Here is a 20,666-nt window from a genome sequence, read left to right as displayed (position 1 = left end):
GTTTTCAGGTGGCGACCTTTGACGATGATCAGCGACGATAAAACTGCGCTGCGTTGTCCCACAGCGCCTGACGTGCGCCATGTTCGCCGAGCGCATCGATCAGCAAGTCGATGTCGTCTGCCTGGAATGGTCGTGGTGCCCGGGTTGACGGCAGGTCGGTGCCGAACATCAAGGCGTTCGGGTTGGCGGCGTGAATATCCCTGAGTGCTTCGCGGACCGGGAAGTCGACACGCCCGAAACCGCAGGCCTTGATTTTCGCGCCGCGTTCCGCCAGACGCAGCACCGCGGGCAGACCTTCGGCGCTCAATCCCAGATGATCGATGCTGATGGCGGGCAGTTTGTGCAGGCGGGTTTCGATTTCGGCCAGCTCTCGCGAGTCGATGTACAGCTCTGAATGCCAGCCCACACGCTCATGCACGCGCAGCGCCAGGACTTCCAGTTGGTCGAGCTGCTCCGAGCCGCCGCGCTTGAGGTTGAAGCGCAGGGCACGAACGCCTGCAGCACTCAGGGTGTCGAGTTCTTCATCGGTGACGCTTGCGGGCAGTTGGGTCACGCCGACAAAGCCCGGCCCCAGCTTGGCAAGGGCATCCAGCAGATAGCCCTGATCGAAGCCTTGAAAGGAACCTGATACCACCGCACCGCCAGCAATTCCCAGCGGTTTGACCACCGAGAGGTACTCGTTGACGCCGAACGGCTCGGGTAGAAAGCCGTTGTTGGCGATCAGCGGAAAGTGCGGGTCGATGATGTGGCAGTGGGCATCGAAAATGGTGTGCATGTCGAGCTCCTCGGGGGCGAAAAGCTCACTCTACCGGCTTTTGCCCCTCAAGCGATTTCGCTGACGTATTCGCCTACATTGTCCATGATGATTTGCAAGGTTCGGTGAACCTCCGGCAAGTCATCCGCGTCTGTAGCGTGAACGATTTCAAATTGCGCATGGCCGTTCAGTTGCTTCGCGTCTGCGGGATCGATCTCCACCAGCAGGCGCTGGGCGCTGACGCTGACCTTGAGGCTGGAGACCGTATGGGAGGTGTCATCGCCGATAGTGATTTCCACCTCGTTTTCATCCGGAAAGCGGGTCAGCGAAAACAGATCGCCGCCTGCGCCGTGGCAGCAGAGCAGCGCCATGTTGTCGTATTCATCGTCACAGGCATTGGCGATGAGTGTGGCGGTCTTGATTTGCATAGGGTTTCCAGTGCGGTAGAAAAAGCGTGGAATGGATTTTGCCAGCACCGGGACTGAATTGTCGCCCGGGATCGGAACCATGGTGTGGATTTTAGCGTGGGCTAATGACCGAATATGTCGCAGCCTCGTAAGCAGTGTGCGCTCAGCTCTCGTTAAGCTGCATGACAGACGAGTGGTGTAGGGTGTCACCCATGCGTCCAGTTTTTTTTATGAGGAATTCAAATGTGACTACCCTGACACAGCAGGCGTTAGTACTTTAGCTTTACACTCGATCAGGAGCTGTCCTCGCAATTGAGTGCGACGACAGCCCCGGTCTCAACACCTTCTTCAAGCCTCCCCAATAAAAGCCAAAGCGGAGTACCACAGATGGCGTTCTTCACCGCAGCCAGCAAATCCGACTTCCAGCATCAACTGCAAGCGGCACTGGCTCAGCACATCAGCGAACAGGCACTGCCACAAGTGGCGCTGTTCGCCGAGCAATTCTTCGGCATCATTTCTCTGGACGAACTCACCCAGCGTCGCCTGTCCGATCTGGCAGGCTGCACCTTGTCTGCCTGGCGTCTGCTGGAGCGTTTCGAACACGCTCACCCGCAGGTCCGGGTCTACAACCCCGATTACGAGCGTCACGGATGGCAATCGACTCACACTGCCGTTGAAGTGCTGCATCACGACCTGCCGTTTCTGGTCGACTCTGTCCGTACCGAACTGAATCGCCGCGGCTACAGTATCCACACCCTGCAAACCACCGTGCTCAGCGTGCGCCGCGGCGCAAACGGCGAACTGCTGGAACTGCTGCCTAAAGGCGCGACCGGCGAAGACGTGCTGCAGGAATCGCTGATGTACCTGGAGATCGACCGTTGCGCCAGCGCCAGCGAGTTGAACGTGCTGGCTCGTGAGCTGGAGCAGGTGCTCGGCGAGGTGCGGGTCGCGGTCGAAGATTTCGCACCGATGAAAGCGCGTCTGCATGATCTGCTGGCGAGCATCGATGCCAACCAGTCCAATACCGACGAGCAAGAGAAGGCCGAGATCAAGGTTTTCCTGCAATGGCTGGTGGATAACCACTTTACCTTTCTGGGTTACGAAGAGTTCGAAGTCCGCACGGACGCCAATGGCGGCCAGCTGGTCTACGACGAATCCTCGTTCCTGGGCCTGACCCGATTGCTGCGCCCGGGGCTGAGCCACGAAGACCTGCACATCGAAGACTATGCAGTGAAATACCTGCAGGAGCCGGTGCTGCTGTCGTTCGCCAAGGCCGCGCATCCAAGCCGCGTACACCGTCCGGCTTACCCGGATTACGTGTCTATCCGGCAGATCGATGCGTCCGGCAAGGTCATCAAGGAATGTCGTTTCATGGGTCTGTACACCTCGTCGGTGTACGGCGAGAGCGTGCGGCAGATCCCGTACATCCGGCGCAAGGTCGCAGAAGTCGAGCGCCGTTCCGGCTTCGATGCCAAGGCGCACCTGGGCAAGGAGCTGGCGCAGGTGGTCGAAGTGCTGCCACGCGACGACCTGTTCCAGACACCGGTGGACGAATTGTTCACGACCGTCATGTCCATCGTGCAGATTCAGGAACGCAACAAGATCCGCGTGTTCCTGCGCAAAGACCCGTACGGCCGTTTCTGCTACTGCCTGGCTTACGTGCCGCGTGACGTTTACTCCACCGAAGTGCGACAGAAGATCCAGCAAGTGCTGATGGATCGCCTGAAGGCCAGCGACTGCGAGTTCTGGACGTTCTTCTCTGAATCGGTGCTGGCGCGGGTGCAACTGATCTTGCGGGTAGACCCTAAGGTCAACCTGGAAATCGACGTTGCCCAACTGGAAAACGAAGTTATTCAGGCCTGCCGTTCGTGGAAGGACGATTACGCCAGCCTGGTCGTGGAAAGCTTCGGTGAAGCGCAAGGCACCAACGTGCTGGCCGACTTCCCGAAAGGCTTCCCGGCCGGTTATCGCGAGCGCTTTGCTGCGCATTCGGCGGTGGTCGACATGCAGCACGTGCTCAGCCTGAGCGAAACCAATCCGCTGGTGATGAGCTTCTATCAGCCACTGGCCGGTGATCGCCAGCAGTTGCATTGCAAGCTGTATCACGCTGACACGCCGCTGGCGCTGTCCGACGTGTTGCCGATTCTGGAAAACCTCGGCCTGCGTGTGCTGGGTGAGTTCCCGTACCGCCTGCACCATGCCAACGGCCGCGAGTTCTGGATTCATGACTTTGCCTTTACCTACGGCGAAGGCCTTAACCTCGACATTCAGCAGCTCAACGACACCTTGCAGGACGCCTTCGTGCACATCGTGCGCGGCGATGCCGAAAACGATGCGTTCAACCGTCTGGTGCTGACTGCCGGTCTGCCATGGCGTGATGTGGCGTTGCTGCGTGCCTATGCGCGTTACCTGAAGCAGATTCGTCTGGGCTTCGATCTGGGCTACATCGCGACCACACTGAACAACCACACTGACATTGCCCGCGAGCTGACACGGCTGTTCAAGACCCGTTTCTATCTGGCGCGCAAGCTCGGTTCCGACGATCTGGACGACAAGCAATTGCGTCTGGAGCAGGCGATTCTGACCGCGCTGGACGACGTTCAGGTGCTCAACGAAGACCGCATCCTGCGTCGTTATCTGGACCTGATCAAAGCCACGCTGCGCACCAACTTCTATCAGTCCGACGCCAATGGCCAGAGCAAGGGCTACTTCAGCTTCAAGTTCAATCCGCGCCTGATTCCCGAGCTGCCCAAGCCGGTGCCGAAGTTCGAAATCTTTGTTTATTCGCCGCGTGTCGAAGGCGTGCATCTGCGCTTCGGCAACGTAGCGCGTGGCGGCCTGCGCTGGTCGGACCGCGAGGAGGACTTCCGGACCGAAGTACTGGGTCTGGTAAAAGCCCAGCAGGTGAAAAACTCGGTCATCGTGCCGGTCGGTGCCAAAGGCGGCTTCGTGCCTCGTCGCCTGCCCACCACCGGCAATCGTGACGAAGTGCAGGCCGAGGCAATCGCCTGCTACCGCATCTTCATCTCGGGCCTGCTGGACATCACCGACAACCTCAAGGAAGGCGTGCTGGTGCCGCCGGTCAATGTGGTGCGCCACGATGACGACGACCCGTACCTGGTGGTGGCTGCCGACAAGGGCACCGCAACCTTCTCCGACATCGCCAACGGCATCGCCATCGACTACGGCTTCTGGCTGGGCGATGCGTTTGCGTCCGGCGGCTCGGCCGGTTACGACCACAAGAAGATGGGCATCACTGCCAAGGGCGCGTGGGTCGGTGTGCAACGTCACTTCCGCGAGCGCGACATCAACGTGCAGCAGGACAGTATCAGTGTGATCGGTATCGGCGACATGGCCGGTGACGTATTCGGCAACGGCCTGTTGATGTCCGACAAGCTGCAACTGGTCGCAGCGTTCAACCACCTGCACATCTTCATCGATCCGAATCCGGACCCGGCCACCAGCTTTGTCGAGCGTCAGCGCTTGTTCAATCTGCCGCGTTCGTCGTGGACCGATTACGATACCAGCATCATGTCCGCTGGCGGCGGGATCTTCCCGCGCAGCCTGAAGAGCATCGCCATCACCGAACAGATGAAGACGCGCTTCGATATCAAGGCCGACAAGCTGACCCCGACCGAACTGCTGCATGCGTTGCTCAAAGCGCCAGTCGATCTGCTGTGGAACGGCGGCATCGGTACGTACGTCAAATCCAGTGAAGAGTCGCATGCCGATGTGGGCGACAAGGCCAACGATGCGTTGCGTGTCGACGGCAACGAGTTGCGCTGCAAGGTGGTGGGTGAGGGCGGTAACCTGGGCATGACCCAGCTGGGCCGTGTCGAGTTCGGCTTGAATGGCGGCGCGACCAACACCGACTTCATCGACAACGCCGGTGGTGTTGACTGCTCCGACCATGAAGTGAACATCAAGATCCTGCTCAACGAAGTGGTGCAGGCCGGTGACATGACCGAAAAGCAGCGCAACCAGTTGCTCGAAAGCATGACCGACGAAGTGGGTCATCTGGTGCTCGGCAACAACTACAAACAGACTCAGGCGCTGTCGTTGGCAGCACGCCGCGCTTACGAGCGGATTGCTGAATACAAGCGCCTCATGAGCGATCTGGAGGCGCGTGGCAAGCTGGATCGCGCCATCGAGTTCCTGCCTGCCGAAGATCAGATCGCCGAGCGGGTTGCAGCCGGTCATGGCCTGACCCGTGCCGAACTGTCGGTATTGATCTCGTACAGCAAGATCGACCTCAAGGAGGCCCTGCTGGAGTCCCGCGTACCGGATGATGATTATCTGACGCGAGACATGGAAACTGCGTTCCCGCCGTCACTGGGCGCGAGGTTCTCCACGGCCATGCGTGGTCACCGTCTGAAGCGCGAAATCGTCAGCACCCAGATCGCCAACGACCTGGTCAATCACATGGGCATCACCTTCGTGCAGCGGCTCAAAGAGTCGACGGGCATGAGCGCTGCTGCTGTGGCCGGTGCCTACGTGATCGTGCGTGACATCTTCCACCTGCCGCACTGGTTCCGACAGATCGAGGCGCTGGACTACAAGGTTTCGGCTGAAATCCAGTTGGCACTGATGGATGAGCTGATGCGTCTGGGCCGTCGTGCCACGCGCTGGTTCCTGCGCAGCCGTCGCAACGAGCTGGATGCCGGGCGTGATGTGGCGCACTTCGGTCCGCACCTCGCTGCGCTGGGTCTCAAGCTCGACGAACTGCTCGAAGGTCCGACGCGTGAGGTCTGGCAGACTCGCTATCAGGCTTACGTCGAAGCCGGCGTGCCGGAGTTGCTGGCGCGCATGGTTGCCGGGACCACGCACCTGTACACGCTGTTGCCGATCATCGAAGCCTCCGACGTCACCGGGCAGAATGCTGCCGACGTGGCCAAGGCGTACTTTGCAGTGGGCAGCGCGCTGGACATTACCTGGTACTTGCAGCAGATCAGCAGCCTGCCGGTGGAAAATAACTGGCAGGCCCTGGCGCGTGAAGCGTTCCGTGACGATGTCGACTGGCAACAGCGGGCGATCACCGTTTCGGTTCTGCAAATGGCCGACGGCCCGTCGGACATCGAAGAACGTTTGGCCCTGTGGCTTGAGCAGCATTCGCTGATGGTTGAGCGCTGGCGCGCCATGCTGGTCGATATCCGCGCAGCGAGCGGCACCGATTACGCGATGTATGCGGTCGCCAACCGTGAGTTGCTGGACCTGGCCATGAGCGGGCAGGGCATCACTGTGTGATGCTTCGGTCGCCTGGCAACAGGTTGCACCACTCGCTGTAGAAATAAAAAACCGCATCGAAAGATGCGGTTTTTTTGTGTCTGCGTTTACAGGCTGAGGTTATGGATCAAGCCGCCGCTGACAAGTGCTCATAGAGAATGGCCGCGCCAACCGCGATCAGCACGATGCCGCCAATGATTTCAGCGCGCTTGCCAACCATGCTGCCAAGTACCCGGCCTAGCATCACGCCAATGGTAACCATCACGGTGGTGGCCAGGCCGATAGCCAACGCAGCGACCATGATATTGACGTCGACAAACGCCAGGCCTACGCCAACCGCGAGTGCATCGATGCTGGTAGCGAACGCAGTGACGGCAAGAATCCAGAAAGAATGGGTGCCCGGTTTTTCCTGCTCGTCCTCGTCGTCATGTTTGATGCCGTTGTAGATCATGTGCAGGCCGAGTACCAGCAACAGCGTGAAGGCGATCCAGTGGTCCCAGCTTTCAGCAAAGCGGGCCGCTACTTGACCGATACCCCAGCCTATTACCGGGGTAATGGTCTCGATGGCACCGAAAATCAGGCCGGTACGTAACGCTTCGATAAAGCGTGGCTTATGCAGGCTTGCTCCTTTACCGAGAGCCGCAGCAAAGGCGTCCGTGGACATGGCAAGCGCAAGAAAGAGGAGGGAAATCGGGTTCACGGTTATATCCAGTCGGGCTATGAGTCAACGACGCAACCACACGCCCGACTTTAGGCATGGATGCATCGTTGGTCTCGCCAACCAGAAGGTGTTCGCACCACGGCATGCTGCCGAGAATGTTGATACGAACGCTCAGTGACCGGGGTCAAGAGCAGGCTACTCCCCAACAAGGGCCGTCACTATAGCCATGTAAATGTGAAAAATATATGTACGGGAACGCTCGAACGCAAAAAAAAACCCCATCGCTAGGATGGGGTTCTTTTAACGCTGGGTGCTGTGCTTACACTTGCAAGGCCGGAATGTTGGCGTTTGCAGCGGCTTCACGGAACTCGGCGATCTGATCGAAGCTCAGGTAGCGGTACACGTCCGCTGCCATGGTGTCGATCTGGTTGGCGTAGCCCATGTACTCTTCGACGGTCGGCAGGCGACCCAGAATCGAAGCAACAGACGCCAGCTCGGCGGAGGCCAGGTAGACGTTCGCGCCGTCACCCAGGCGGTTCGGGAAGTTACGGGTCGATGTCGACACAACGGTCGAGTTCGGTTCTACACGTGCCTGGTTACCCATGCACAGCGAGCAGCCCGGCATTTCCATGCGTGCGCCAGCCTTGCCGTAGATGCCGTAGTAGCCTTCCTCGGTCAGCTGGTGAGCGTCCATCTTGGTCGGCGGCGACAGCCACAGACGCGTTGGAAGCTTACCCTTGACCTGATCCAGCAGTTTACCGGCAGCGCGGAAGTGACCGATGTTGGTCATGCACGAACCGATGAACACTTCGTCGATCTTCTCGCCAGCAACGCTGGACAGCAGACGCGCGTCGTCTGGATCGTTTGGCGCACAGAGCACAGGCTCTTTGATATCGGCCAAGTCGATTTCGATGATTTCAGCGTATTCGGCGTCAGCATCGGCAACCATCAGCTCTGGGTTGGCAACCCAGGCTTCCATCGCCTGGGCGCGACGTTCCAGAGTACGTGCATCGCCGTAGCCTTCGCCGATCATCCAGCGCAGCAGGGTGATGTTCGAGTTCAGGTATTCGATGATCGGCTCTTTGGCCAGCTTGATGGTGCAACCGGCAGCTGAACGTTCGGCCGAGGCGTCGGACAGCTCGAAAGCCTGTTCGATGCTCAGGTTGTCCAGGCCTTCGATTTCCAGGATGCGGCCGGAGAAGGCGTTCTTCTTGCCTTTCTTCTCGACGGTCAGCAGGCCAGCCTGAATCGCGAAGTAAGGAATGGCATGAACCAGGTCACGCAGGGTGACGCCCGGTTGCATCTTGCCTTTGAAGCGCACCAGGATCGATTCCGGCATGTCCAGCGGCATGACGCCGGTGGCAGCGGCGAACGCGACCAGACCGGAACCGGCCGGGAACGAGATGCCCATCGGGAAGCGGGTGTGCGAGTCACCACCGGTACCGACGGTGTCCGGCAGCAGCATGCGGTTCAGCCAGCTGTGGATGATGCCGTCGCCCGGACGCAGGGAAACGCCGCCACGGGTCATGATGAAGTCAGGCAGGGTGTGGTGGGTAGTCACGTCAATCGGCTTTGGATAGGCCGCGGTGTGGCAGAAGGACTGCATCACCAGATCGGTCGAGAAGCCCAGGCACGCCAGGTCTTTCAGTTCATCACGGGTCATTGGACCAGTGGTGTCCTGAGAGCCGACGGTGGTCATCTTCGGTTCGCAGTAAGTACCTGGACGAACGCCTTTGCCTTCCGGCAGGCCGCACGCCTTGCCGACCATTTTCTGTGCCAGGGTGAAGCCCTTGCCGGTGTCGACAGGTGCTTCTGGCAGTTTGAACAGATCGGTAGGGCCCAGGCCCAGTTCGGCACGCGCCTTGTCGGTCAGGCCGCGACCGATGATCAGCGGGATACGGCCGCCAGCGCGAACTTCGTCGAGCAGCACCGGGGTCTTCATTTCGAAGGTGGTGATGACTTCGTCGCTGTCGTGCTTGCAGACTTTGCCCGCGTATGGGTAAACGTCGATCACGTCGCCCATGTTGATGTTCGAAACGTCGAATTCGATTGGCAGAGCGCCCGCATCTTCCATGGTGTTATAGAAGATCGGAGCGATCTTGCTGCCGAAGCAGAAACCACCGGCACGCTTGTTCGGTACATAAGGAACGTCGTCGCCGAAGAACCACAGTACCGAGTTGGTAGCCGATTTACGCGAGGAACCTGTACCGACTACGTCACCGACATAGGCGATAGGGAAGCCCTGGCCGCGCATTTCTTCGATCTGCTTCATCGGGCCGATGGAGCCCTGTACGTCTGGAACGATGCCTTCGCGAGCCATTTTCAGCATGGCCAGGGCGTGCAGCGGGATGTCCGGGCGCGACCAGGCATCAGGTGCCGGGGACAGGTCGTCGGTGTTGGTTTCGCCAGTGACCTTGAAGACGCGCAGGCTGATCTTGTCGGCCAGGGTCGGACGCTTCTTGAACCACTCGCCGTCAGCCCAGGACTGTACGACAGCCTTGGCGTGAGCGTTGCCGTTCTTGGCTTTTTCGGCCACGTCGTGGAAAGCGTCGAACATCAGCAAGGTGTGCTTGAGCTGTTCGGCAGCGACCGGCGCCAGCGTGGCGTCGTCGAGCAGTTCAACCAGCGTGACGATGTTGTAACCGCCCTGCATGGTGCCCAACAGTTCGGTTGCGCGCTTTTTGTCGATCAGGGGAGAAGTGGCTTCGCCCTTGGCCAGGGCAGACAGAAAACCGGCTTTGACGTAGGCAGCTTCGTCAACGCCTGGCGGAATGCGGTTGGTGATCAGGTCGACAAGGAAAGCTTCTTCGCCAGCCGGGGGATTTTTCAGCAGCTCGACCAGGCCTGCAGTTTGTTCGGCGTTAAGCGGCTGGGGCACGATACCCTGGGCGGCACGCTCTTCGATGTGTTTACGGTAGGCTTCAAGCACAGTATTAACCCTCATCAGTGGTCCCAAATGGGTGTCCGGGACGCTCATCCAGAAATCGTCCGCGCCCACGCAAGGCTTATTGAACCTTGTTGGCAGGGTATCGGCGATTCCTAACAGAAGCTGTTTTCAAAGTTTTACGCCTGCAGAACGGGGGGATGAGCGGTCGACACGGCCATTCGTGATGAGGGAATGGCCTGTCGACGCCGCGCTGCGGGGTTAACCTGACTGTGCTCGTGACGCTTTGAAAACAGCTTCCAACGGACATTGGCGCCTTAAAAGGCTCGCTGATTCTACGCCAAAACTTCGTCAAAGGTAAGTTAGCCCCTACATCTTCAGGGGTGAACTTGCTTAGACAAAGGGCTAACATACGCGCTTGTTTCGCCTTCCCCAGTCCTGCCTGACATGCCTGATTACATCATCAAGACACCCTGCATCGGCCTTTGCTCCACTGTTTACGGGGACCTGGTGTGCCGTGGCTGCAAACGCTTCCATCACGAGGTCATCCATTGGAATGGCTACAACGAAGATGAAAAAAGGGCTGTGTGGCTGCGTCTGGAGCAATTGCTGGTTCAGGTGATGACTGCCAAGCTCGAAATCTTCGATGCCGACAAGCTGCGCATGCAGCTCATCCAGCGCAAGATCCGCTTCGTGCCGCATCAGTCCGAGTATTGCTGGGCCTATCAGTTGATCGCGCGCGGTGCGCGGGTCATCAGTCAGGTCGAGGCCTACGGTTTCGTGTTGTTGCCGGAGTTTCGTGACTGGACGTTGCCAGAGCTGCGCGATGCGATTGATCGCGAGTTCTTCCTGCTGTCCGAAGCGCATTATCAGCGTTACATCGCGCCGGGCTTCTTGAAGGATGCATTTGGCGCCTGACTGGACGCTGTGCATTTGTATCGCGAGTCCGCGGTGCTGCTCGTATAATGCCGGGCCTTGCCTCTCCGTCATTCTGTGAGCTTATGTACCCGATCCCTGAAATCGAAGCCTTTCTGCTCTGCCGCACTCCTGACAGTTGGGTTCAGGCTGCACTGCGCAATCTGGACATTTTGTTGATCGATCATGCGAACAACGAAAAGAAGGCCGCCGGGGCCGCGTTTCAGTTCATGTTTCAGTACAACGACAAATTCGACCTGCTGAGCAAGATGTCGCGTCTTGCCCGCGAAGAACTGCGCCATTTCGAGCAGGTGATCAGCATCATCCGCAAGCGTCAGATTCCGATGGCCAATATCAGCTCGGCACGCTATGCCGGAGCGCTGCGCAAGCTCGTGCGCAATCACAACCCGTACCGGCTGACCGACGCGCTGATCGTAGGCGCTATTGTCGAAGCGCGCTCCTGCGAGCGTTTCGCAGCGTTGGTGCCGCATCTGGATGACGAACTGGCCAAGTTCTACGGTGGTCTGCTGAAGTCTGAAGCACGACATTTTCAGGACTACCTGAAACTCGCTTACAGCTACGGCGACAAGGCCGATGTCGATGCCAAAATCGAAGAAATCCGCCTGGCCGAGCGCGAGCTGATTGAAAGCCCGGACGAAGAATTCCGATTTCACAGTGGCGTACCTGCTGAAGTACCTGCCGCTGCCTGAGTGCTCGCCTGCGCTTCACAAAAAACGATCGCCTTACCAGCGATCGTTTTTTTATGCACTTTTAGTAAGCAAGCTAATAAATGCTTTGACAACGGCTGCCTAGGCAGTAATATTTTGCAATCACTGCCTAAGCAGCTATCCGGGTAAGACCTTGAAACATTTCAGCCCCGACAATTTTGATTCCACCCTGATCGGTTTGCTGGTCGGCCGTACCAATGCGCTTAAAGACCGCATGCTGGACAAGTATCTACTGCCTTACGACGTGACCTTCGCCCAGTTCAAGGTACTGATCATCATTGCCCAGTTCTCCACCGATACCCCGGTGGAATTGTGCCGGCACCTGTCGCTGGACAGCGGTTCGATGACTCGAATGCTGGACCGTCTGGAACAGAAAGAGCTGATTGTGCGGACGCGCTCGGCGACGGACCGTCGTCAGGTTCGCCTTGCGCTGACCGAGCAGGGGCAGACGCTTTCCGATCTGTTGCCGCAGATCGGCGCCGACGCCATGAATGAAATCTTCGCCACGCTGGACGTGGAGGAGGTTGCGACGCTGCAACGCATTCTTACCAAAGTGCTGGTGGCCGCAGATGACCACATCACGCTCACTCGCTTGAGCTTCAATCCCAAAGCCAAAGGCTGAACGGTACGACATCGCGAGCATGCGCAAGCCTGCTAACCGCCCACCGCCCTGAAAGGGTGTTGGCAACTGTCCAGCCGTCGCTGACTACAAGGTAATCGTCATGGCCACTGCCGCCACTGAAAACACATCGGAAACGTCGCAAAAGAAAGACGCCAACCCTGGCAAGCGCAGGTTTCTGCTGATCGGGCTTGCGATCATTGTCGTGCTTTGCGGCCTGGGCATCTGGGCCTGGTATGAGATATACGGGCAATGGAGCGAGGAAACCGACGATGCCTATGTGAATGGCAATGTGGTCGAGATCACCCCGCTGGTGACCGGGACGGTCATCAGTATTGGTGCCGATGACGGCGATCTGGTACACGAAGGGCAGGTTCTGCTCAAGTTCGATCCGAGTGACGCCGAGGTTTCGCTGCAAAGCGCCGAGGCTAATCTGGGCAAGGTCGTGCGTCAGGTGCGTGGTCTGTACAGCAACGTTGATGGGATGAAAGCGCAACTGGCCGCGCAGCGTACCGCAGTGCAGACCGCTCAGGACAACTATAACCGCCGCCGCAGTCTGGCTGCGGGGGGCGCGATTTCGCAGGAAGAGCTGTCCCACGCTCGAGACAGTCTGACCAGTGCGCAAAGTGCCCTGAACAGCCTTCAGCAGCAGTTGAGCACCAGCGTGGCGCTTGTCGATGACACGGTTGTGTCCTCGCATCCGGACGTCAAGTCTGCCGCCGCCCAGTTGCGTCAGGCCTATCTGGCCAATGCGCGTTCCACGCTGGTGGCGCCGGTTACCGGTTATGTGGCCAAGCGCACTGTGCAACTGGGGCAGCGCATTCAGCCAGGCACCGCGACCATGGCGGTCATCCCGCTGGATCAGTTGTGGATCGATGCCAACTTCAAGGAAACCCAGCTGGGCAAGATGCGTATCGGCCAGCCGGTGGAAATCAGCTCTGACCTGTACGGCAGCGATGTGAAGTACAGCGGCACCATCGACAGCCTGGGCGCCGGAACCGGTAGTGCGTTCGCACTGTTGCCTGCACAGAATGCGACCGGTAACTGGATCAAGATTGTCCAGCGCGTGCCGGTACGGGTGCACATCAACCCGGAAGAACTGGCGAAGCACCCGTTGCGTGTCGGCCTGTCGACCACCGTTGACGTCGATCTGCATGATCAGAGTGGCCCGGTGCTGGCGCAGCAGCCACGCAAACAGGCGGCTTTCAGCACTCAGGTCTACACCGAGCAGTTGGCCGATGCCGACGCGCTGATTACCCGTCTGATCCACGAGAACAGTGCTTCCGGCGGCAAGACGTCCGCGCAGCGCTGAACCGCCAATCCGTGAACCCCGGCCCACAGGCCGGGGTGCCGCACTCGTTTTCAGGGATTCGCGATGAGCAACAATGCCCCCGCTTCTTTCACCCCGCCAAGCCTGTTGCTGTGCACCATCGGCCTGTCGCTGGCGACTTTCATGCAAGTGCTCGACACCACCATTGCCAACGTGGCGCTGCCGACCATCGCTGGCAACCTGGGGGTCAGCTCGGAGCAGAGCACCTGGGTGATCACCTCGTTTGCGGTCAGCAACGCGATTGCCTTGCCACTGACTGGTTGGTTGAGTCGGCGTTTTGGTGAGGTCAAACTGTTTCTGTGGGCCACCATTCTGTTCGTGATGGCGTCGTTTTTGTGCGGTATCTCCCAATCCATGCCTGAACTGGTTGGCTTTCGGGCACTGCAGGGCATGGTGGCCGGACCGCTGTATCCGATGAGCCAGACGTTGCTGATTGCGGTGTATCCGCCTGCAAAACGGGGGATGGCTCTGGCATTGCTGGCGATGGTCACGGTGGTTGCGCCGATTGCCGGGCCGATCCTCGGCGGCTGGATCACCGACAGTTACAGCTGGCCGTGGATCTTCTTCATCAACATTCCCATCGGCCTGTTCGCGGTACTGGTGGTGCGCTCGCAAATGGCCAAGCGGCCGGTCAATACCGCGCGGCAGCCGCTTGACTATATTGGTTTGCTGGCGTTGATCATCGGCGTCGGCGCGTTGCAGGTTGTGCTCGACAAGGGCAATGATCTGGACTGGTTCGAATCGACTTTCATTGTGTCCGGATCGCTGATTTCGCTGGTTGCGTTGACGTTCTTCGTGATCTGGGAAATGACCGACAAACACCCCGTCGTCAACCTCAGGTTGTTTGCCTACCGCAATTTCCGGATTGGTACGCTGGTCATGATCGGCGGTTATTCGGGCTTCTTCGGTATAAACCTGATATTGCCGCAGTGGTTACAGACCCAAATGGGCTATACCGCGACCTGGGCCGGGCTGGCCGTGGCGCCCATTGGCATACTGCCGGTGTTGATGTCGCCCTTCGTCGGCAAGTACGCGCACAAGTTCGACCTGCGCCTGCTGGCAGGGCTGGCGTTTCTGGCCATGGGCCTGAGCTGCTTCATGCGTGCCGGCTTCAATACCGACGTGGATTTCGAACACGTGGCCATGGTGCAGTTGTTCATGGGCATCGGCGTGGCACTGTTCTTCATGCCGACCCTGAGCATTCTGCTGTCCGACCTGCCGCCTGATCAGATTGCCGATGGCTCGGGGCTGGCGACCTTCCTGCGGACTCTGGGCGGCAGCTTCGCGGCGTCGCTGACCACCTGGATCTGGATTCGCCGGGCCAACCAGCACCATGCGTACCTGAGCGAAAACATCAGCACCTTCGACCCCGCGACCCGCCATGCCCTGGACAGCCTGGGGGGTGCCAGTCCGCAGGCCTATGCGCAACTGGAGCGCACCCTCAACGCGCAGGCCTACATGATGTCCACGGTGGATTACTTCTACTTGCTGGGCTGGATATTCGCGGGGCTGATTCTACTGGTCTGGCTGGCCAAACCCCCATTCGCCGCCAAGGCCGGGCCTGCAGCAGGGGGCGGGCACTAGATTCCTATGCGCCTATCTGAACCATGCGTTTAGCCAAACTGCTCTAAAGCGCTTTTTCAACCGCGATGGCACTGACATCGCACGTCACGAACTGCGTGCCCACGCGGAGCATGGGCACGATAGTGCTCTTGCGCACGCTTATCGTTCCTCACGCTCCAGCGCAGCTATGATGCAGTGGCCTCCAGAAAATCCTGAGCAAAACGCTGCAGCACGCCACCGGCTTCGTAGATCGAGAGTTCTTCGGCGGTGTCCAGGCGACAGGTCACTGGCACCTCGACGCGTTCGCCGTTTTTACGCTGGATTACCAGCGTCAACGTCGCGCGCGGTGTGCGCTGGCCGATCACGTCGAAGGTCTCGCTACCGTCAATGCCCAGGGTCAGGCGACTAGTGCCTGATTTGAACTCCAGCGGCAGTACGCCCATGCCGACCAGGTTGGTCCGATGAATGCGCTCGAAACCTTCTGCTGCAATCGCTTCGACGCCTGCCAACCTGACGCCTTTGGCTGCCCAGTCGCGGGACGAGCCCTGACCGTAGTCGGCACCGGCAATAATGATCAGCGGCTGCTTGCGTGCCATGTAGGTTTCGATGGCCTCCCACATGCGCGTGACCTGACCGTCCGGCTCTATGCGCGTCAGCGAACCTTTTTTCACCTTGCCGTCGACCACGGCCATTTCGTTGACCAGTTGCGGGTTGGCGAAGGTCGCCCGTTGGGCGGTCAGGTGATCGCCGCGATGGGTGGCGTAGGAATTGAAATCCTCCTCCGGCAAGCCCATTTTCGCCAGGTATTCGCCCGCTGCGCTGTCGCGCATGATCGCGTTGGATGGCGACAGGTGATCGGTGGTGATGTTGTCGGGCAGCACTGCCAGCGGACGCATGCCCTTGAGCGTACGCTCCCCGGCCAGAGCGCCTTCCCAATAGGGCGGACGACGAATATAGGTGCTCATCGGACGCCAGTCATACAACGGCTCGACCTTCGGCCCGGTGTGTTCTTCGATGGCAAACATCGGGATGTAGACCTGACGGAACTGTTCCGGCCTGACCGAAGCCTGCACCACTGCATCGATCTCTTCATCGCTGGGCCAGATATCCTTGAGGCGAATTTCCTTACCCTCGGCGATACCCAGCACATCATTTTCAATGTCGAACCGAATGGTCCCGGCAATCGCATAAGCCACTACCAAGGGCGGCGAGGCCAGAAAGGCCTGTTTGGCGTAAGGGTGAATGCGCCCATCGAAATTTCGGTTACCGGACAGGACCGCCGTGGCGTAAAGATCACGGTCAATGATTTCCTGCTGGATCAGCGGATCAAGCGATCCGGACATGCCGTTACAGGTGGTGCAGGCAAATGCCACCACGCCGAAACCCAGTTGTTCCAGCTCGGACGTAAGCCCTGCCGCATCCAGGTACAGCGCCACGGTTTTCGATCCCGGCGCCAGAGAAGATTTCACCCACGGCTTGCGGCCGAGCCCCAGACGGTTGGCGTTACGCGCCAGCAGGCCTGCCGAAATCACGTTGCGCGGGTTGCTGGTGTTGGTGCAACTGGTGATCGCCGCGATGATCACTGCGCCATCGGGCATCTGCCCTGGCACGTCGTCCCACTGCCCGGCAATGCCTCTGGCCGCCAGATCGGCAGTCGCCACCCGCGAGTGCGGGTTGGACGGCCCGGCCATGTTGCGCACCACGCTGGACAGATCGAAGCTCAGCACCCGCTCGTATTCCACTTCGCTCAGGCTGTCTGACCACAAACCGGTGTGCCGGGCATACAGCTCGACCAGCTTGACCTGCTCGTCTTCACGGCCGGTCAGGCGCAGGTAATCGATGGTTTGCGAATCAATGGAAAACATCGCCGCTGTCGCGCCGTATTCCGGCGCCATGTTGGAGATCGTCGCCCGGTCGCCCAGGGTCAGGCTGGACGCACCCGCACCGAAGAATTCGAGATACGCGCCGACGACCTTCTGCTGACGCAGGTATTCGGTCAGGGCCAGCACCACATCAGTGGCGGTGATGCCCGGCTGACGGCGACCGGTCAGTTCGACGCCGATGATGTCCGGCAGGCGCATCCAGGAAGCACGGCCGAGCATCACGTTTTCAGCTTCAAGGCCGCCGACGCCAATGGCAATCACACCCAGTGCGTCCACATGCGGGGTATGGCTGTCGGTGCCAACCAGTGTGTCCGGGAATGCCACACCATCGAGAACCTGCACCACCGGCGACATTTTCTCCAGATTGATCTGGTGCATGATGCCGTTGCCCGGCGGGATCACTTCGACGTTCTTGAACGCCAGCTTGGTCCAGTCGATGAAGTGAAAACGGTCTTCGTTACGGCGATCCTCGATGGCACGGTTCTTTGCGAAGGCCTGCGGGTCGTTGCCATCAGCCTCGACAGCCAGAGAGTGATCGACAATCAACTGCACCGGCACCACCGGGTTGACCAGCGCCGGGTCGCCGCCTTGGGAAGCGATGGCATCGCGCAGCCCGGCGAGGTCTACCAGTGCGGTCTGGCCAAGAATGTCATGGCACACGACCCGCGCCGGAAACCAGGGAAAGTCCAGATCGCGCCTGCGCTCGATTAGCTGCGTCAGCGAAGCCGTCAGTGTTGCTGGATCGCAGCGGCGCACGAGGTTTTCGGCCAGCACCCGCGAGGTATACGGCAACGTAGCGTATGCACCAGGCTTGATCGCTTCGACCGCCGCATGCGCATCGAAATAATCCAGTCGGGTGCCGGGGAGCGGTTTGCGAAATTCACTGTTCATTGCGGGACTCGCTCACGGAATGTTCGGAATACGGGCGGGAAGCTCGTCAGCGGCTCCCCTGCCCCTTTTTTCAGCGCTGTTCGATGGGCACGAAGCGACGCTGCTCGACACCAATGTATTCGGCACTTGGGCGAATAATGCGGTTGTTGGCGCGCTGCTCGAAAACGTGGGCGGCCCAGCCTGTGAGTCTCGAACAGACAAAAATCGGGGTGAACAGCTTGGTCGGAATGCCCATGAAATGGTAGGCCGATGCGTGATAGAAGTCGGCGTTGGGGAACAGCTTTTTCTGCTCCCACATGACCTTGTCGATGGCCTCGGAAACCGGAAACAGCACGCTATCACCTGCCTCAGCGGCGAGTTTTTTCGACCAGCCCTTGATCACCTCGTTACGCGGGTCGGACTCTTTATAGATCGCATGACCGAAGCCCATGATCTTTTCCTTGCGCTCCAGCATGCCCAAGGTGCCCTGGGTCGCTTCTTCAGCCGACGCAAAACGCTGGATCATTTCCATCGCCGCCTCGTTGGCCCCGCCGTGCAGCGGACCGCGCAGGGTGCCAATGGCTGCCGTGACGCAGGAAAACAGGTCAGAAAGGGTCGACGCGCACACCCGTGCGGTAAAGGTCGAAGCGTTGAATTCATGCTCGGCGTACAGAATCAGCGACACGTCCATGACCTTGCGGTGCAACTCGCTGGGGGCCTTGTCCAGCAACAGGTGCAGAAAATGCCCGCCAATGGAGTCTTCGCTCGTGGTGCAGTCGATGCGCTTGCCGTCGTGGCTGAAGCGATACCAGTAACACATGATCGCCGGGAAGGCCGCGAGCAAGCGGTCGGTGGCGTCGCGCTGCTGATCAAAACTGCGCTCTGGCTCCAGCGTGCCGAGCATCGATGCACCGGTGCGCATAACATCCATCGGATGAGTGTCGGCGGGGATGCGCTCCAGCACCTCTTTCAAGGCCTGCGGCAGATCACGCAGGCTCTTGAGCTTGTCCATGTAGTCGGACAGTTGCGCTTGATCAGGCAATTCGCCGTACAGCAGCAGATAGGCGACTTCCTCGAAGCGGGCCTCGGCGGCCAGTTCACGCACGTCATAGCCGCGATAGGTCAGCCCGGCACCGGCCATGCCCACTGTCGACAGTGCGGTCTGCCCGGCAACCTGCCCGCGTAGCCCGGCACCACTCAATACTTTTGCTTCAGCCATGGTGTTCTCCAATTTTGTTTTTGTGTGATGGAACGCGAAGCACAATAACTCTCGTGCCGCGCCACGTGCTCAAGGTCGGACGCAGAGCGTAGGAACGAGAGCGATTATGGTCTCAGCTCATCACCCCTTCTTCTGCGCAAACAGCGCATCCAGTTTCTGCTCGAAGGTGTGGTAATCGATAGCGTCGTACAGCTCCATGCGGGTCTGCATTGTGTCGATCACGTTTTTCTGGCTGCCGTCGCGACGAATCGCGCCGTAAACGGTTTCCGCGGCCTTGTTCATGGCGCGGAATGCAGAAAGGGGATAGAGCACCAGCGACACGCTGGCTTCGCGCAATTCGTCAACGGTAAACAGCGGTGTCGCACCAAATTCAGTGATATTGGCCAGAATCGGCACACCGGCGCGATGGGCGAACAGCTTGTACATCGCCAGTTCGGTAATTGCCTCGGGGAAGACCATGTCCGCACCCGCTTCGATGCACGCGGCAGCCCGCTCCAGCGCCGATTCCAGACCTTCGACCGCCAGCGCATCGGTGCGCGCCATGATCACGAAGCTGTCATCGGTTCGCGCATCGACGGCCGCCTTGATGCGGTCGACCATTTCCTGCTGTGAAACGATTTCCTTGTTTGGACGATGGCCGCAGCGCTTGGCGCCGACCTGATCTTCGATATGAATCGCCGCTGCGCCGGCCTTGATCATTGAGCGCACGGTACGCGCCACATTGAATGCAGAGGAACCGAAGCCGGTGTCGACATCCACCAGCAGCGGCAAATCACACACGTCCGTGATGCGCCGAACATCGATCAGCACATCTTCCAGACCGGTAATCCCCAGATCCGGAATACCCAGCGAACCTGCCGCCACTCCTCCGCCAGACAGATAGATAGCCTTGAAACCCGCCCGTTTTGCCAGCAGCGCATGATTCGCGTTGATCGCGCCGACCACCTGCAACGGCTGTTCGCTGGCAACCGCATCGCGGAAGCGCTGGCCGGGAGTACTGTTGTTGTGACTCATTGTTCACCTCGGTCCGAAGTCTTCTGGGAAGCCGCCTGATAGTGGCGCTCGATGTTGCGTCTGGACGCACCGATATGACGGCGCATCAACAATTCAGCCAGCTCGCCGTCACGCTCGGCAATGGCGTCGAGAATCCGGTGGTGTTCGGCAAAGGCCTGACGAGGCCGATTGGGTGTGGTGGAAAACTGGATGCGGTACATGCGCACCAGTTGATAAAGCTCACCGCAGAGCATCTGGCTGAGGGTGCGGTTGCCGCTGCCCTGAATGATCCGGTAATGAAAATCGAAATCGCCTTCCTGCTGGTAATAGCCGATCGTGGTAATGCATTTCGTGACGCTCCGCGTCACATTGCAGTCATGGCGAATCACTCAATCCAGACCGAGATACAGGCAGCATCCAAGCCTGAGCCTGCGTTGCGACTGACACCGCGCCAGGCTGAAGATTTGTGACGCGGAGCGTCACCCAAGGCATTCCCACGCTGGAGCGTGCGGAACGAGAGGTGTTCTAAAGAATACCTCTCGTTCCCATGCTCCGTGTGGGCATGCTGCTCTCTAAGCTCTGCGTCCTATCCTCGATGTCCGGCCTGGCGAGCGTCA

At 59.3% G+C, this 20,666-nt stretch carries 12 protein-coding genes and 2 pseudogenes; 6 read left to right on the top strand and 8 right to left on the bottom strand.

Annotation, left to right across the window (positions count from 1 at the left end; all coding sequences use genetic code 11):
- Positions 1-28: 28 nt before the first annotated feature.
- Both N018_RS17270 and N018_RS17265 read right to left on the bottom strand, forming a co-directional pair.
- The gene (locus N018_RS17270) at positions 29-775 is read right to left on the bottom strand and encodes an amidohydrolase family protein (RefSeq protein ID WP_024644823.1); all 747 of its coding nucleotides are present in this window, start codon (positions 773-775) and stop codon (positions 29-31) included.
- 47 nt (positions 776-822) lie between these two features.
- Positions 823-1,182, bottom strand: a complete 360-nt coding sequence (locus N018_RS17265) for a hypothetical protein (protein WP_025390318.1) — start codon at positions 1,180-1,182, stop codon at positions 823-825.
- A gap of 366 nt (positions 1,183-1,548) precedes the next feature.
- Here N018_RS17265 and N018_RS17260 point away from each other — a divergent pair, with 366 nt between their 5' ends.
- Positions 1,549-6,405 carry an NAD-glutamate dehydrogenase gene (locus N018_RS17260; protein ID WP_024644825.1) on the top strand — a complete coding sequence of 1,619 codons (4,857 nt, stop codon included), beginning with the start codon at positions 1,549-1,551 and terminating at the stop codon, positions 6,403-6,405.
- A 106-nt stretch (positions 6,406-6,511) separates the two neighbouring features.
- Here N018_RS17260 and mntP read toward each other — a convergent pair whose 3' ends face one another.
- Positions 6,512-7,084, bottom strand: a complete 573-nt coding sequence (gene mntP, locus N018_RS17255; protein ID WP_025390317.1) for a manganese efflux pump MntP — start codon at positions 7,082-7,084, stop codon at positions 6,512-6,514.
- A gap of 280 nt (positions 7,085-7,364) precedes the next feature.
- A complete protein-coding gene (acnB, locus tag N018_RS17250) occupies positions 7,365-9,974 on the bottom strand; it encodes a bifunctional aconitate hydratase 2/2-methylisocitrate dehydratase (RefSeq protein ID WP_025390316.1) in 2,610 nt (869 codons plus the stop codon).
- Positions 9,975-10,376: 402 nt separating this feature from the next.
- Here acnB and N018_RS17245 point away from each other — a divergent pair, with 402 nt between their 5' ends.
- The 5 genes and pseudogenes from N018_RS17245 to N018_RS17225 all read left to right on the top strand — a co-directional run.
- Positions 10,377-10,847, top strand: a complete 471-nt coding sequence (locus N018_RS17245; protein WP_025390315.1) for a DUF1289 domain-containing protein — start codon at positions 10,377-10,379, stop codon at positions 10,845-10,847.
- 83 nt (positions 10,848-10,930) lie between these two features.
- Complete coding sequence (locus tag N018_RS17240; protein WP_024644829.1) at positions 10,931-11,554, top strand: tRNA-(ms[2]io[6]A)-hydroxylase; 624 nt, start codon at positions 10,931-10,933, stop codon at positions 11,552-11,554.
- 151 nt (positions 11,555-11,705) lie between these two features.
- Positions 11,706-12,194 (top strand): MarR family winged helix-turn-helix transcriptional regulator, encoded by a 489-nt coding sequence (locus tag N018_RS17235; RefSeq protein ID WP_024644830.1) that lies wholly within the window; start codon positions 11,706-11,708, stop codon positions 12,192-12,194.
- A gap of 100 nt (positions 12,195-12,294) precedes the next feature.
- Positions 12,295-13,503, top strand: a complete 1,209-nt coding sequence (locus tag N018_RS17230; RefSeq protein ID WP_025390314.1) for an HlyD family secretion protein — start codon at positions 12,295-12,297, stop codon at positions 13,501-13,503.
- 51 nt (positions 13,504-13,554) lie between these two features.
- Positions 13,555-15,105: pseudogene (locus N018_RS17225) on the top strand (DHA2 family efflux MFS transporter permease subunit); the annotation flags it as partial.
- A gap of 164 nt (positions 15,106-15,269) precedes the next feature.
- Here N018_RS17225 and acnD read toward each other — a convergent pair.
- The 4 genes and pseudogenes from acnD to N018_RS17205 all read right to left on the bottom strand — a co-directional run.
- On the bottom strand, positions 15,270-17,858 hold the full coding sequence (acnD, locus tag N018_RS17220) for a Fe/S-dependent 2-methylisocitrate dehydratase AcnD (protein WP_025389425.1): 2,589 nt from the start codon (positions 17,856-17,858) through the stop codon (positions 15,270-15,272).
- Between the two features lie 70 nt (positions 17,859-17,928).
- Positions 17,929-19,056 carry a bifunctional 2-methylcitrate synthase/citrate synthase gene (gene prpC / locus N018_RS17215; RefSeq protein ID WP_025389424.1) on the bottom strand — a complete coding sequence of 376 codons (1,128 nt, stop codon included), beginning with the start codon at positions 19,054-19,056 and terminating at the stop codon, positions 17,929-17,931.
- A gap of 120 nt (positions 19,057-19,176) precedes the next feature.
- The gene (gene prpB / locus N018_RS17210) at positions 19,177-20,070 is read right to left on the bottom strand and encodes a methylisocitrate lyase (RefSeq protein ID WP_025389423.1); all 894 of its coding nucleotides are present in this window, start codon (positions 20,068-20,070) and stop codon (positions 19,177-19,179) included.
- Positions 20,067-20,381: pseudogene (locus N018_RS17205) on the bottom strand (GntR family transcriptional regulator); the annotation flags it as partial. The pseudogene N018_RS17205 and the gene prpB, both read right to left, overlap by 4 nt.
- Positions 20,382-20,666: the final 285 nt, after the last annotated feature.

The sequence above is a fragment of the Pseudomonas syringae CC1557 genome, from assembly GCF_000452705.1.
In the GTDB taxonomy this organism is placed as follows: domain Bacteria; phylum Pseudomonadota; class Gammaproteobacteria; order Pseudomonadales; family Pseudomonadaceae; genus Aquipseudomonas; species Aquipseudomonas syringae_F.
The sequence above is the reverse complement of the archived record's forward strand: the minus strand, read 5'-3'. Positions and strand labels throughout refer to the sequence as shown.